Raw genomic sequence first — 15,774 nt, 5'->3', positions numbered from 1 at the left:
AGCTCCCCATTTTGATCAGTATTACGATTTTCATAAAACGTAATATTGTTAAGCAAAATAGGTGCCATCTTTAAGGTGCTTTAGATGAGTTAAGAAGATGAGGGAATTAAAGTTTCATGCAAATAAACCCAATAACACTTTTCATCTTCTACTTTAATGCAGGCCGTCGAAGTGCGTAATGTTTCGGTTTCATCAGTTTGCTGATGTTCCTGATATTGCACCCAACAATAATTTTCAAATTCGTATAAAGCTGTACTCTTAATAATGTCGATTTTTAAAGAAGGTTTCTTCCCGATATTCTGGCTAAATAAACTATTCACTTCAGCGAAACCAATACTCTGGCCTTGAACCGTAACCATCTTAAAATTCTGAACAAAGCTATCTAAAAGCGGACTCAGACTTTGCTCTACATTTTTGCCTGTAAATACATTTTCTATTAAAATATGTAGGTCAATGACACTTTGAATGGCTTGATCCATTTGATTAGACATGGGTTTTCTCCTTTAAAACGGGAATGAGTGAGAGTAAACAGAGCAAAGCTGCAATTAAAAAAGTATGTTGATAGCGCAGCAGATCGCTTGAGCCAGACATCAAGTTATATATCGAAATGAGAACGACAGTACCGACACTAAATGAAACCTGTCGATTAATATTCCAGAGCACACTTCCTTGTAATAAATCTTGGCCTGAAAAATCAATTAATGAGCTAATTTGGGCAATATTGGCACTTAAGCCCCCACCCATACCCATCAATAAATAAGCAACCACTAAAAAGCTGATTGGACTAGTGCTTGAAATACAAAACAAAAGAAATATGCCAAAGCTATGTAGGGTTATTCCAATAATAAGAAGATACTTTTTTCGTAACCGTTGATAGAGCAGGCCACCACTAATCATGGCTGCGAGTGCTCCAGTTGCATAGAGCAACATGAATAAACCAGTTTGTTTTGCATTAAAGCCAAAGTTAAGCTGTAAATTAAAAATATTGAGTAAATTTACGCCTGTAAAAATACCCGGAACAGCGTAATAGACAATAAATGCATTACGTAAATTTTTATTTTTTAATAACTGAAGATTAAGAACAGGATGGGAAATTTTTTTCGCATGTCGAATATAAAAAATAAGCATTCCGACTGAAATTAGAAAACTCGTTAGAGCGAATGAGGCGTTATGGTAATCACTATAAAATGAAAAGGAGAGTAATAAAGATAATAGGCTTATATTAAAAAAACCTAAGCCTTTTATGTCTGGTTTTTCACTCGATACATTCTCTGTTTTTTTAACCCATAACCATGCCAGAGCTGCTGCCAGTAAAGAAAAAGGAAGGTTTGATAAAAATACCCATCGCCAATTTAATGAATCAATAATCACGCCCCCAATCGCAGGTGAAAAAGCTGGTGCAATTAAAGCAATTGCCATAATTAATGTAGAAATGCGTTGGCGTTCTTGGTTCGGGAAGAATGCGTATACGAGAGCTTGCCCGACTGGAATTAATAAACCTCCTGCTACACCTTGAATAAATCGCCAAAAAATTAAACTATAAATCGATTCGCTAAAGCCAATAAAGCAGATGCTTATCGAGAATAACAGCATCGAATAACACAATAATTTTTGGTTCCCCAGTTTGGTGGCTAACCATAAACTCATGGGCATAATTAAAATGAGGCCGAGAATATAAGCATTTGTTACCCAAGCGACCATGCTTTGGCTGACTGAAAATGTCGATGCAATATGAGGCAATGCAATTGCAGACATAAAAATGTTGATGCAATCAATAAAGAACCCAAGTAAAAACACTGTCGCTATTTTATATCGATAAGACATACCTACCTCCGTGCAGGCAGGGTAAGATTCAGCTCTTTTATTGTCGATGCAAGCGAAGTAAAATCATTGTTTGATAATTTTAAACAATTGGCTTAATTGTGCAAAAAAACCTCAAGCAAATTACCAGTTTTTTACAAGTCGTTGATTCAGGCTCTTTTACTAAGGCTGCTGAAATTTTAGGCTTAAGCCGATCAATGGTGAGTATTGATATAAAACAATTAGAAAAGCAACTCAATACAAGCCTATTAATTCGCAACACCCGTAATATTGCATTAACTGAAATTGGCCAGCATTTTTATGAGGATTTTAAACAAATCCAACTTCAGATTGATGAAGCATTTGAACGAAGCCAACACTTGGGTACAAGCATTACAGGCACTTTACGTTTTTCGTCTACCAATGAGTTTGGCCAACGTTTTATTCTGCCTTTACTTCCTGAGTTTTGTAGGCTTTACCCAGATTTACGTTTACAGTATTCATTTAATTCATCTCTCGATGATTTAGTCACTGAAAAATTAGATCTGGTTGTTCGCTTAGGAAATTTAAAAAACTCATCTCTAAAAACTCGGAAAATTGGGGAATATCCCATTTATCTTGTCGCTACTCCGCAATTTATACAAAAACATCCTGTAGAAAATATATCCGCTTTGGCAGATGTCCCTTGGATTGGACACACCTTATTAAATTGGCAAGATTCACAATATATTTTGCAAAACAGTTTAGGGGAGCAATATGCATTACCTTTTATTCGAAGTCAGTATGAATCAAATTCGGTAACAGCTATTCATCAAATGGCTCTTTCATCTTTAGGTGTGGCAATTTGTCCTGCATGGTTAGTTGATGAGGATATTCAAAACAATCGCCTAATGCAGTTATTTCCAGATTTTTCGTTGCCGTTACAAAGTATTCAATTACTTTATCCTCACGCCTCTAGATTGCCTGCCAAAACACGTGCCTTGATAGACTTTTTGGTGGCTCATCTTTCGTTTAAGTAAACTAAAATATGTAAGTTGCAGAAGATAAGTTATTTTAAATAAATAGACAATTCTGTCTTTTTTTTATAAAATGTTTTCCATCGAAATGGAGCAATACTTAAAAGCTATTTCGTGTACCACTAGGATGTGCTTGTACTGACGTGGTATCCAAAAAGTTGTGCGGCATTCGACTAAAAAGATGCTTTAAATAAAGCAACGCAACGCTGACTTAATAATCAGTAAAAGAGTCTGAACGAAATGGAGGTTGAATAGACTTAAAAGTGTGAGAAGCATTCAAGAGTTTATTTTGAGATTTTTAACATATATTAATGCTTATTTAAAAATAAATCTCATAACGCGACTATCCTTAAGATTCAGTATCATTTACCAAGCATATTTTGACTAAAAATAAGTTGATTAGGATTGGAAAATCCAGAATAAATTAAGTTTTTATAAATATAGATTAACTTTATAAATTAAAATTTTAGACTATATAAAGTGCAAAATTTATCTTTAGTTAGAATAAATTTTTCTATCTCAATTTTGATATCAATAATAAAAAATGCATCAGAAAATTCTTTTATGTGATAATGGCTTATGTTGATTATGAGTTTATTTTAAAATAAATTAGACAGATTAGTCTTGACAAATTTTGTACCTTTATGTATTGGGTGGTTTTTTATGAATAGAGCTGATTTGTTACTAGCCAAACAGAATTAACTTTAATGTCATTTATGATTAAATATTCTTAAGAAAATGTTTCATATGCAATAAGAAATTAATAATTAAATAAATTTCAATCAATTTTATTTTTTTATAAAAATGATAAATATCAATTGTTTATTTTTATTTACAAAAATAAACAATATTATTTTTTTGTTAGAATAACTTTATTAAGCTATATTTTATAAGCATCTTAACTATTTACTTTTAGTTTAAGTTGATATGTTTTTTATATAAAATTTGTTTGTTTATATGATAAACTGCGTCTAAATTTTTTGAATAGAAGGTTTTTTGAAAGATTTTTTAATATTTTAAAGATATTAAATTTTGAATAAAACCTTGAATAAATAAGAAAACAGAGGAATGAAAGTTGTGTTGAAACGAAGTATTTTGATACTTTTTTTGACTGGAAACATTATCGGTCTATCATATGCTCAAGCAGCAGAACAAGAGCCTGTAAAACTTAAAAGAAGTTGTATTAAGAAGAATCCATTAGTAGAAGGTCAAAATGATCCTGAGCTATTGAATATTTTTAAACAAGTTTGTGATAGTGATAATACAACTCAAAAAAATGATTTATTAGCTAAAGCTGCTATGCGGTTTTATCAGACTAATCAACCAGTTAAGGCATTGAATTTAGCAAGTCAATTGCAAAGTCAAAATATACGCGGTTCATTAATAACAGATGTCTTGTTTTTGTCTGGTGTAAGTATTGCAAACACTTCTTTGCAACAAATGCGTAGTCAGGAAATGCGTTATTTAACAAATGACGTTACATATCCTCCAGCAAAGCAGTTAATTGAAAATATTCATACGGCAATGCCAGCACCTGATCCGTCAAGTTTTAAAGCTAGCTCAGAAGGTAGTTCGGCTGATAATGAAAAAAGAAGTTATAGAAAACAAAAAGTAGTACGTAATCGAGTTTCTAGTTCTCGATCAACAACTAAACATACAGTAACGCCAGTAAAAACATCTACTGTAAAACCAAAAACCGCACCTGTTGCAAGTGTTACTAAATCAAAAAGTTCACCTTTTGACCCTTTAACTAAATAATCTGGGATAGAACCTTATGGCTAAAAGAGAAAGCGTACAAAAGAAGCTTCAACGAATTCGACCTCCTCGTGTTCAACTTACTTATGATGTTGAAATCGGTGATGCGAGAGAAGCGAAAGAACTCCCGTTTGTTGTAGGTGTGATGGGTGATTTTTCTGCGGCATCTGAGCTTGAACGTACAAAGTTAAAAGATAAAAAATTTATTAATGTAGATTTAGACAATATTGATGAAGTAATGGAATCGTTGTCTCCAAGAGCTGCTTTTCAGGTAGATAATACGCTAACTGAAGAGGGTGGGCGAATGGCCGTTGATTTAACATTTAAGTCAATGGAAGATTTTCGTCCAGAAAATGTTGTTCAACAAGTTGATCCATTAAAGAAACTCGTTGAAGCGCGTGAACGTTTAACTGATTTAAGAAACAAAATTTCTAACAGTGAACGTTTAGAAGATTTGCTTGATGAAGTTCTTAAAAATACTGATCAAATTCGTAAATTAAGTGCGGAGGCTGATCATGAATAATACTCAATCAGCAGCGATGCCACTTGTTGAAAATGAAGAAGTTAATCTTTTAGATTCGATTGTTGAGCAAAGTCGTATTGCACGAAATGACGAAGAACATACGCGTGCTAAAAGTCTAATTGGTGAACTTGCTAAAGAAGTAATGGCTGGAACCATTACTGTTTCTGAAAATATGACTTTATCAATTGATAAGCGTATTGCAGAAATTGATGCACTGATTTCAAGTCAGTTAAGCCAGATTATGCACAATGAACAATTTCAAAAAATTGAGTCAACGTGGCGTGGTCTTTATTACTTCTGCCAAGAAACTCCTTCAAATCCGCTCATTAAAATTCGTATGTTAAATACGACAAAGAAAGAGTTGGTAAAAGATTTTCAGGGTGCTACAGACTTCGATCAAAGCACTTTATTTAAGAAAATTTATGAAGAAGAGTACGGCTCTTTTGGTGGTGCTCCATATTCAGCATTAATTGGTGATTTTGAGTTTGATCGCACACCATCTGACATGTATTTGCTAGAACAAATTTCTCATGTTGCAGCAGCAGCGCATGCGCCATTTGTTTCAGCAGCTAGCCCAAGTATTTTAGGCCTAGAGTCATTTACAGATATTGATCGTCCTAGAGATGTTTCAAAAATCTTTGAAACGGCTGAATATGTTCAATGGCGTTCATTCCGTGACAGTGAAGATTCACGTTATGTTGCATTGACGTTGCCGCATGTTCTAGGTCGTCTCCCATATCATCCAAAAGAAGGTACTGCGACAGAAGGGTTCAATTTTATTGAGGATGTTTCTGGTGAAAACCACAATGAATATTTGTGGATGAACGCAGCTTATGCTTTTGGTACACGTTTAACAAATGCATTTGATATGCATGGTTGGTGTGCTGCTATTCGTGGTGTTGAAGGTGGTGGTTTGGTTGAAGGTTTACCAGTCCATACATTTAAAACACAAGATGGTGAAGTCGTATTTAAGTGTCCAACTGAAATTGCAATCACAGATCGCCGTGAGAAAGAGCTAAGCGATCTAGGCTTTATTCCGTTAGTACATTGTAAAAATACAGATTACGCAGCTTTCTTTGGTGCGCAATCAACTCAAAAACCTAAAAAATATGACAATGATACTGCCAATGCAAACTCGGCTTTATCAAGTCAAATTCAGTACATCATGGCTGTTTCACGTATTGCACATTACTTAAAAGCAATGATGCGAGATAAAGTGGGTAGTTTTGCTTCTGCCGGTAATGTTGAAGCATTTTTAAATGAGTGGTTGTCACAGTATGTATTACTTGATGACGGTGCTTCTCAAGAAGCAAAAGCTCAATACCCATTACGTGAAGCGTCTGTAAAAGTTGTAGAAGATCCTGCTCAACCAGGTCACTACAAATCTGTGGTTTTCTTGCGACCACATTTCCAGCTGGATGAGTTGTCGGTTTCTTTACGACTTGTCACTGAGTTACCTCAGTCCTCAAATTAATCAAGGTCAGCTAAAGAATAACTTTAAATTAAAAATAGGAAAGTTCTAAATGAAAGATATATACGTTGAGTTTCGCGGTAAATACAAAGTTGATGGAGAATCTCGTGATTCTGAGCACAAAGGTTGGTTAGAAGTTAACTCTTGGTCTCATAACATTCGTCAACCTAAATCTGCTACTTCAAGTAGCGTAGGTGGCCACACTGCTGAACGTGTTGAACATTCTGACATGGTTTTCGTGAAAGACTTAGATGCTACTAGCCCGAAATTATGGGAAGCATGTTCAGCTGGTTATACATTTGATGAAGTACAAATCGACTTTTATCGTGCAAATGGCGATAAACGTATCAAGTACTTACAAATCAAATTGAAGCACGTTCTAGTTTCTAGCGTGACTCCAACTGTTAACGAAGAAGGCGTTCCTACAGAAGCATTTGGCTTGAAATATGCTGCTGTTGAGTGGACTTATAACCAACAAGATATTAACGGTACTGCTAAAGGTGCTGTTACTAAAAAATGGTCACTTTCTAATAATACAGCTTCTTACGCAGCTTAATTATTTAAGTGAATATTTGGTGGAGGCTGACATAAAGTTAGCCTCTGCTGTCTCTAAATATGCTTTGTTGTGAACTCGAATGAACTTAGATCGGCTTTATCCATACGGATTTCGTTCAACTTTATTTGATCGCTTAATTCCAGAAAGTGAAGATTATGCAAAAGGTCTTTCTATTCAGCAATTAAGAGAATCAGTCGCAAACGATTTAGAAGACTTGCTCAATAGTCGGGTAGCAAAGTTAGATCATGTGGTTGATGACTATCCGCTTGTAAAAAAATCGATACTTCAGTTCGGGATTATTGATTTTGTTGGGCTTTCTACAGCCAATCCTCTGGATCGGGATAAAATCTGTCAATCCATTGAGCAATCAATAGCAGCTCATGAACCTCGGCTAAGACAAATACGGGTAGAGATGTTGTTAGATGGACATAATATGGGCGCATTATGTTTAAGTATTCAAGCTTATCTAAATATTCACCCTCTATATGAACCTGTTGTATTTGATGCATTGTTAAAACCAACAACGCAGCAGTATGTAATTTCAGCGAGAACTTAAGCTTAGTGGGTGTGTTGTGATAGAAGAGCTTTTACCGTTTTATGAAAAACAATTACAAGAATTTGGTCAGCAATCTCGAGAATTTGCCCAAAAATATCCAAAAATTGCTCAGCGCTTATCTTTAAATCAAGAGCAAATTGATGACCCGCATATTGAACGTCTGATACAGGCTTTTTCGCTGATTGCCGCTCGAATCGATAAAAAACTTACAGACAGTTATGATGTTTTTACTCGTTCTTTATTTGAGGTAATGTTTCCTCAATACTTGCGTCATTTTCCTGCTTGTTCAGTTGTTAGCTTTGAAGATATTAATAAAATTAAACAGCTTACAGAGCCTCATCTTGTACCTGACCATACGGTTTTGAAATCTCGTAGTTTCAAGGGGGTACAGTGTGAGTTTAATACAACTCAAGATGTTAAATTATTACCTATTCATTTATGTGGTTTAGATTTTAAAACTACACCTAGTGCACATATGCACTTAAACCAAAATGCGACGTTGAGCCTTAAATTTGAAATTTTCAATAGTGCTCATGCATGCTTAATTCATGAGAAGCTTCCTATTTATTTAGATGCTATCTCTAATTTTCCTTTACAAGTACTTGATAGTATTTTCAAAAAAGGGACCAGTTTTGCTGTTAAACATGGTCAAACGATTGTAGAGTTGGGTAAGAATCCATTCGAATTAATAGGTTTTTCTGAACAAGAAAGTTTATTGCCTCTCGATCAACATACGCATCATGCTTATCGTTTGTTGATGGAATATTTTTGTTTCCCAGAAAAGTTTAGCTATCTTAAACTCGATTTAGATTTTTTAAAGTCTATACCTCAGCAAGTATCCGAATTTGAGCTTTTAATTCATTTCAAATTAAATTTAAACGATCAAGCCGTTGTTAGAAACTATTCTGAATTAAATATTGCAAACTTTAAATTGTTTACTACCCCAGTAATCAACTTGTTTGAAAAATATGCGGAACCTCAAAAAATAGTTCATAAGCAACTCGAATATCCACTGGTTACAGACGCTCACCATCCTGAATTTTATCAAGTATATTCAATACTTGAGATGAATATGGTGCGTGAAAAAACAAATCAGGAAGAAAGCTATGTTCCTGTTTTACCGTTTTTTGCGATGAGTCATTATCACAATGATACAGCTCGCTTTTTTTACTCAGTGAATTATCAAAAGTTACAGTCTAATTTCGTTGAAATGGGCTATTCCATTATTTCTAAAAATCTAAATCCATTTTCAACACGTTCAGATTTTATTAGCACCAAATTATTATGTTCAAACCGTGACTTGCCTCATGAAGCGCTGGGTCAGTCTAATAACGTATTAAATTTAAATGACAGTAGCTTGGCTAGACGTGCCATTGTTTTAAAGCGACCAACAAAGCCTTATAAGTTTGAACAAGGCCAAAGTGAGCAATGGCGTGTGATTTCGCATCTTTCATTAAATAGCTTAGCGCTTATGAAAGGGGATGCTGTTTCTCATGTTAAAGAGCTGCTGGCTTTATATAACTTACCGCAGTCAAAAGAAAATTATTTAATTATTGAATCAATTAAAAAATTAGAATTTTCACTTACTCATAAACTTGTAGATGGCAAACCATTTCCAATGTTTGTGAGAGGGGTAAAAGCTGAATTACAAATTGATTCATCAGTGTTTAGAGGGCATAGCTTATATATTTTTAGTCAACTATTAAGTCGTGTTTTTAATTTAAAGGTTCAAATTAATAGTTTTGTTGATTTGGTGGTTAAGGATTATTCATCTCAGCAGGAGTTATACCAATGCAGTCAGAACGTTGGTGGCAAGACTCTTCTATAACGGCTGAGTTATTTCAACGCCCTAAATCTTTTGAATTTATTCAAGCAACACGGTTATTGCGTCATAGCCCAGCTAATGATGCTTTTTCGTCGTGGACTGATCATTTTAAGTTTGAGACCTCATTTAACTTAAACTTTCCGGCTACTGAAATTGAAAGTTTAGAATTAGTAGATGAGCGTGTTCATTTAACAAACTTGATCGTTGGTCTTACCGGTATACAAGGTGCGTTACCTTATACCTATACAAATAAAATTAAGCAGGCTCCACGGCAGCAACGTGCCGAAACTAAAGAGTTTTTGAGTTTATTTAATCATAAATTAACGAGTCAGTATGTCGAGTCAAGTATTACTTATCACTTGCCTGTGCGATATGAAATAGAAAATAAAAATGATTATTTAGATATTCTGCATGCTTTAAATGGTTATGTCCGATCACAACATCAACAACAAGATTTAGATGAATATTTTGCCGAATTTTCAGGCTTAATGCAGGGGCAAAATAATACCGTTCATGCTTTGAAAACAATGTTGAGTTGTATATTTAAGCATGAAATTACAATTAAAGAGTTCATACAAGAATCATTTAAGTTGGCAAGTGATCAGTTAACAACTTTGGGCGGAAGCCAGCCTAGCTTACTTGGTATAAACACGTTTTGTGGAGAAACGATTCAACAAATTGATGGAAAAATTGAGATTCAGATTGGTCCGCTTAAGCGTCAGCAATATTTAAAGTTTTTACCTCATCAAGAGCTTAGTTTAAAGCTCAAAAAAATCGTAGAAACATGGTGCAGTCCGACTCTATCAATCGATTTAAGATTGATACTGGATGAGTCGGAAATACAACCTGTTCGCCTAACTCAAAGCCAAGAAAGTGGCTTAGGGCAAGGTGCTTTTTTAATGTCTCGCAAGCCTAGTACACATAGTCATGAAACATGTTATAGCCTTATTGGAGAGCAAATATGATTAAAAAAATATTACTCTCATTCATCGCTATTTTTACAGTTGTTAGTGGATTGACTATTTTCTACTGGCGCGATGTTCAATATAACCCTGATAAAGGAGATTTTTTCCTTTATTTTCTTTTGTTACCAGCAATCATTACAGTGGCGATTTTATCGCCTTGGCTGATTTATAGTGCTTATAAAAGCTATAAAGAAAAGAAAGAGAAAGCTGCAAATCAAAGTCAAGATGATGATAGTCAAAAACAACAGACTACACCTGATCAGCCTTTAGAACAGCTAGATTTTCATATTTACTCTGCTTTCGCTATACATGCGTTAGGTGAGAATGAAACGATTATTGAAGAAATACAAGATTTCAAAAGCCCAGAGCTTGATGATCAGTTGTTAAATTCTTATGGATTGCCTCTTTTATCTTATCGAATTAAAGATTTAGCTGAGTCGAGTGAAGAGGATTTTCAATACGCAGCTTCACCGAGACAAGTTCGTATTATGTCTTTAATAAGACAGCAATTAGAACAAAACATAGAGAATTTGTACCACTTGGCTGAACATTTAAAGCGCTCAATTATATTTTATGAATCTCATCAGATCCGTGAATATCACATGCATCCTGCATGGGTTGATCCAAATTCTGAATATGGAGATACAGAAACACCTGTAGTTGAAGTACATCGTTTAAATCGTCTGAATTTACATATTCTTCTTCCAGAGGATTTATTGCATATATGGAATGATGAGCAAAGTAATGATTTGATTTTAGAATTCTTTACTGAAATTGGCATTATTTCCCAAAAAGTTCATATCGAATATCACTTTTTGGGAGAGCGTGTAGCTTATCAAGAATTTATTCATTTATTAAAACGTATTCAAAAGAAAGAGCATGAAGTTTTTCTCGTGCTTGCTGTTGATTCAGAAATAGATCAAGACCTGATTGATGAAAAGTCTTGGATGGTTAAGGACTATATTCCGGCGGAGTTCGCGGCAAGCTGCCTTATTGCAGATCCCTCTTTAAAAATTGAAGAACTTGAACCCGCTAAAAACTTAAAAATTGTGATTGGTCAAGAAAAAACAGCAAAAGTTCTTAATACGCTGAACTTAAATGAATTACCGCAGTACGCAGGGGAAGAGCCATATGTACTTATTCTTTCAGACCAGACAGATATAAAAGCAGCGAAGCATTTGCAGCAGCAATTTACACAAACTTCTGTTGAACCACATCACTTTATTTATGTGAAATCTTCATTGGGGCATACCCAGCATTTAGTTGATATTTATGGCTTTATGCTCAGTATGCATTTTCCTGAACATATCGTTCCTTTTGTCTTTGGAGAAAATACGGTGTCAGCACATACCTTTGTGCAGAATGTCACTGAAAATTCAGAAGATGATGCGATGGTGTTGAATAGCTAATTTAAACTTTGAACTTAGAACGAGAATAGAATGCATACAATTTTAGGCTACTTGTGGCAGTACATCACGAATCCTAAAGCAATTATCGCCTTGTCATTGTTCGTGGCATTGATGTCTTCCTATACTTCAATTCCTCGCCATATATTTTGGGCTTTAGCATCTGCATATGCTTTAGGGCTCATTGTTTATGGAATTTATTGGCTAATTCAGCGCAAGAAGCATGCGGTTCAAGGTGAAGAGCTTGCTGAAGCGATTGAAAAAGATACTCAAGCAGAGTACGGCAAAAATAAAGATAAAGATAAAGAAGAACTGCAACTTATCAGCCAACAAATGAAAGAATCTATTCAATTGATTCGTAAGTCAAAGTTAGGCGATAAGAAGGGTAATGCAGCACTATATGAATTGCCGTGGTATATGGTTATTGGTAACCCAGCCGCTGGTAAAAGTTCTGCGATCTATAATTCTGGTTTAAAGTTTCCTTTTGAAGAAACCCATCAAAAAATGGTTTCGGCTGGTTTAAGTGGTACCCGTAATTGTGACTGGTTCTTTTCTACAGAGGGTATTTTATTAGATACGGCTGGTCGTTATTCGGTATATAGCGAAGATCATTCAGAGTGGTTAGGTTTTTTAAATATATTAAAGAAGAACCGTTCTAAAGCTCCGGTAAATGGCTTAATTCTTATTGTAAGTATTGCTGAGCTGGTGAGCCAAAGCCCTGAACATTCATTGAAGCTCGCTAAAAATTTACGTGCTCGTATTCAAGATTTAACTGAACGTTTAGAAGTTGTAGTGCCTGTTTATTTAGTCTTTTCAAAAATGGATTTGATTGCGGGTTTTACCGAGTTTTTCGAATTCTATGAAGTACAAGAATATAATCAGGCATGGGGTGCAACATTACCATATGAGCAAAACTCTTCTCATAATGCGGTAGATCTTTTTGAGAAACATTACACTATTCTTTACGATGGTTTAAAAGGGGTGAGCTCGACTCACCTTAGCCGTCGACACTCTCAAAATATTTCACCGAGTGTGATGACTTTCCCATTAGAATTTAAAACATTAAAACCTGCACTCAAAAGTTTTATTGCTACATTGTTTGAAGACAATCCTTACCAGTTCCAGCCAGTTTTCCGTGGTTTCTATTTCACAAGTGCCTTGCAAGAAGGTGTGATCGAAAGTCCAATGACTGAGCAAATTGCACAAGAATTTCAGCTTTCTCAAATTGCACAAAATGAAGTAAGAGATCAATTAAAAACAACACCTAACCATGGTTATTTCTTAAAAGGCCTATTTTCAGAAGTCATTTTAAAAGATAAAGATTTAGTTAAACAGCATGTTAATACAAGCAGAAAACGTCAACGCTACATTGCATTTATCGGTGCTTTAGCGGGTGTTTCAATTATTCTGGGTGTATGGGTTTGGTCGTATCGCAATAACCAACAGCTTATTTCTGAAGTTCAAGCTGATTTAAATAAAGTTGTTCAGTTAGAGAAGGGTTCGGGTCAACAATTATCAACTCAATTGGAAGCCCTACTGATTTTACAAAGACGTCTACAGCAATTAGACGAGTTTGATGAAAATAGACCTCTAAAATTTAGTTTTGGTTTATATCAAGGCAATGAGTTACGTGAAAAATTAAAAGCTGAATATTTAAAAGGCGTTAAACAAATTGTTTTAACACCTACTCAGCAAAATATTGCTCAGTATTTGCAACGTGTGAAAAATAACGAAGCGACTTTAAAAGCAAATCATACCAACGTTGAGATTAAGCAAACTGCTCAAACTCAGCAATATTTAGAGCCGTCAGATACCAATCCACAAGATGCTTATAATGCGTTAAAAGCATATTTGATGATGAGTAATCCACAATATATGGATGCAAGTCACTTAAGCGATCAGGTAACGCGTTTCTGGCGTTCTTGGCTGGATGCCAATAAAGGGCAAATGCCACGTGCAGATATGATTCAGGAAGCTGAACAGATTTTGTCGTATGCAATGACATTAGCAAATGACAAGCAATTCCCGATTTTGGATGCTGACTCTCAATTAGTTGATCAGACACGTCAAGTATTGCTCTCTGTGATTAGAGGTATGCCAGCACGTGACCGTGTTTATAACGAAATTAAAATGCGTGCTGCTGTTCGCTTCCCAGCTTTGACAGTAAGTCAAATTGTTGGTGAGGCAAATAAAAATGTTGTATTGGGCAGCTATGCATTACCAGGTGTATTTACTCAAAAAGCTTGGAATGACTATGTAGAAAAAGCCATTGAGGAAGCAGCAGATAAGCCTACAGATAGTAAAGACTGGGTGTTAAATAGTCGTCAATCTGATGACTTAACTTTCTCTGGTAGCCCAGAGCAAATTAGAAAGCAGCTCACAGCACTTTATAAACAAGAATATATCGCTGAATGGAGAAAATTCTTAAGTGGTATTCACTATGCAAAAGCAAATCAATTTGCTCAGCAAGTCAAAAATATTGATGTATTAGGTGAGCCACAAAATTCACCAATTCGTACTCTTATTGAACGTGTAGCTATTGAAACAAATTGGGACAATCCAGTTGTCCAAGCAGAGTTAGCTGCTCCTCAAAAAGGTTTTGTCGCATGGTTCAAACGTAAGGTCTTAAACCGTGATGACAAACAATTAGCAAACCAAGCAGTTGCTAATGCTCAAGGTGCTATTTCTCAAGAATATCAAATGTTCTATCAGTTGGTTCGTAAACGTGATGATCAACAAGGTAAATCTTTACTTGATGAATATATGACGAATCTTGCTTTAGTACGTAGTAAGTTTAATGAACTTAAAAATGCGGGTGAGGTTGGACCAAGTGCAATGACATTGGTTAAGCAAACCCTAAATGAGCAGACATCGGTATTTAACCAGACTCAAAAAATTGTAGATGAAAAAATGGCGGTTGGTTTCAGTGAAATTGATCAGCAACTTTTACAAAAATTAGTGGTAAGTCCTCTTACACAAGCCTTTGAAAGTTTAATTACACCTACACAAGATGAAATTAATAAACTTTGGGTTATGCAAGCGTATCAGCCATTTACTACAAATCTTGCTAAGAAATATCCATTTAACTCATCCGCTTCTTTACAAGCAACAAGTAGTGAAATTGGTCAAATTCTTGGTGAAAACGGTAGCATTTCCCGTTTTGTTAAAGAGAGCTTAGACCCATTTGTTATTCGTCGCGGCTATACCTTAACTTCAAAAACATGGAAAGATTTGGGTATTAGTTTAAACCCGCAATTTGTGATGAATTTCCAGCGCTATGTTGCACCTACAAATGGTATGGCAACTGGGGAATTAAATAGTCAAGCACCAGCGGCTCCAGCAACGAATCAGTCTAACTTCCAGTTCTACCCAATTCAAAACCCGCAATTGCTTTCATATACCGTTGATATTGATGGTCAGCGTATGACTTATGAAAATGGTGTACAGCAATGGGTTAACTTTATTTGGCCAAATCAAGGCAGTATTCCTGGTGCGCGTATTACGGCTGTAGATTTACAAGGTCAAACGCATACGATTTTTGATGAACCAGGTGAATATGGTATTAACCGCTTAATTGATAGTGCACAGCGTAAAGAGCAGAACGGTGGGTTCGAAATGCTTTGGCGCAGTAAGACGGATCCATCATTGTTTGTGAAAATGAATTTCCGCCTTATTAGCAGTAACTCAGGCAGTATTGGTTCAAGTCGCGGTTACTCTGGTATGCAATTGGTTGACAAAGTTACTGCTGATAAAGCTGCCCGTGTTGTATCGGCGCAGCAAGCACCAGCTCAGGCTGCTGCTCCTACGAAACCTGCAAATCCCGTTGCTGCATTAACACAACCTGCTGCAACTCAACCAGCTGCGGGAGTTAAGCCATGACAGGGAAAATAACCTCAATATT

Annotated in this window: 12 protein-coding genes; 10 read left to right on the top strand and 2 right to left on the bottom strand. The window is 35.5% G+C overall.

The genetic code is table 11. The features are described 5' to 3' along the window. Positions 1-89: 89 nt before the first annotated feature. On the bottom strand, positions 90-491 hold the full coding sequence (locus NE363_RS11560; RefSeq protein WP_445535100.1) for a hypothetical protein: 402 nt from the start codon (positions 489-491) through the stop codon (positions 90-92). Beyond that, the gene (locus NE363_RS11555; protein WP_445535099.1) at positions 484-1,824 is read right to left on the bottom strand and encodes an MFS transporter; all 1,341 of its coding nucleotides are present in this window, start codon (positions 1,822-1,824) and stop codon (positions 484-486) included. The genes NE363_RS11560 and NE363_RS11555 overlap by 8 nt, the downstream gene beginning before the upstream one ends. A 98-nt stretch (positions 1,825-1,922) precedes the next feature. Here NE363_RS11555 and NE363_RS11550 point away from each other — a divergent pair, with 98 nt between their 5' ends. The 10 genes from NE363_RS11550 (at position 1,923) to tssM (ending at position 15,752) form a co-directional block, all read left to right on the top strand. Further along, positions 1,923-2,819 carry a LysR family transcriptional regulator gene (locus tag NE363_RS11550; RefSeq protein ID WP_445535098.1) on the top strand — a complete coding sequence of 299 codons (897 nt, stop codon included), beginning with the start codon at positions 1,923-1,925 and terminating at the stop codon, positions 2,817-2,819. 1,065 nt (positions 2,820-3,884) lie between these two features. Continuing rightward, entirely contained in the window at positions 3,885-4,574 is a 690-nt protein-coding gene (locus NE363_RS11545) for a hypothetical protein (protein ID WP_445535097.1), read from the top strand. A 16-nt stretch (positions 4,575-4,590) separates the two neighbouring features. Further along, a complete protein-coding gene (gene tssB, locus NE363_RS11540; protein ID WP_107973378.1) occupies positions 4,591-5,094 on the top strand; it encodes a type VI secretion system contractile sheath small subunit in 504 nt (167 codons plus the stop codon). Next, on the top strand, positions 5,087-6,568 hold the full coding sequence (gene tssC, locus NE363_RS11535; protein ID WP_004702469.1) for a type VI secretion system contractile sheath large subunit: 1,482 nt from the start codon (positions 5,087-5,089) through the stop codon (positions 6,566-6,568). The genes tssB and tssC overlap by 8 nt, the downstream gene beginning before the upstream one ends. 49 nt (positions 6,569-6,617) lie before the next feature. Further along, positions 6,618-7,121, top strand: a complete 504-nt coding sequence (locus NE363_RS11530; protein ID WP_000653195.1) for an Hcp family type VI secretion system effector — start codon at positions 6,618-6,620, stop codon at positions 7,119-7,121. Between the two features lie 79 nt (positions 7,122-7,200). Continuing rightward, a complete protein-coding gene (gene tssE / locus NE363_RS11525) occupies positions 7,201-7,677 on the top strand; it encodes a type VI secretion system baseplate subunit TssE (protein WP_039255167.1) in 477 nt (158 codons plus the stop codon). A gap of 16 nt (positions 7,678-7,693) precedes the next feature. Then, on the top strand, positions 7,694-9,505 hold the full coding sequence (gene tssF, locus NE363_RS11520; RefSeq protein ID WP_445535096.1) for a type VI secretion system baseplate subunit TssF: 1,812 nt from the start codon (positions 7,694-7,696) through the stop codon (positions 9,503-9,505). Beyond that, positions 9,469-10,467 (top strand): type VI secretion system baseplate subunit TssG, encoded by a 999-nt coding sequence (tssG, locus tag NE363_RS11515; protein ID WP_191012997.1) that lies wholly within the window; start codon positions 9,469-9,471, stop codon positions 10,465-10,467. Before tssF ends, tssG begins: the two co-directional genes overlap by 37 nt. Continuing rightward, positions 10,464-11,876, top strand: coding sequence for a hypothetical protein (locus NE363_RS11510; protein ID WP_191012998.1), 1,413 nt, complete (start codon positions 10,464-10,466; stop codon positions 11,874-11,876). The genes tssG and NE363_RS11510 overlap by 4 nt, the downstream gene beginning before the upstream one ends. 30 nt (positions 11,877-11,906) lie before the next feature. Next, complete coding sequence (gene tssM, locus NE363_RS11505; protein ID WP_445535095.1) at positions 11,907-15,752, top strand: type VI secretion system membrane subunit TssM; 3,846 nt, start codon at positions 11,907-11,909, stop codon at positions 15,750-15,752. Positions 15,753-15,774 lie beyond the last annotated feature (22 nt).

It is taken from the genome of Acinetobacter sp. G18 (genome assembly GCF_052660225.1).
The sequence above is the reverse complement of the archived record's forward strand: the minus strand, read 5'-3'. Positions and strand labels throughout refer to the sequence as shown.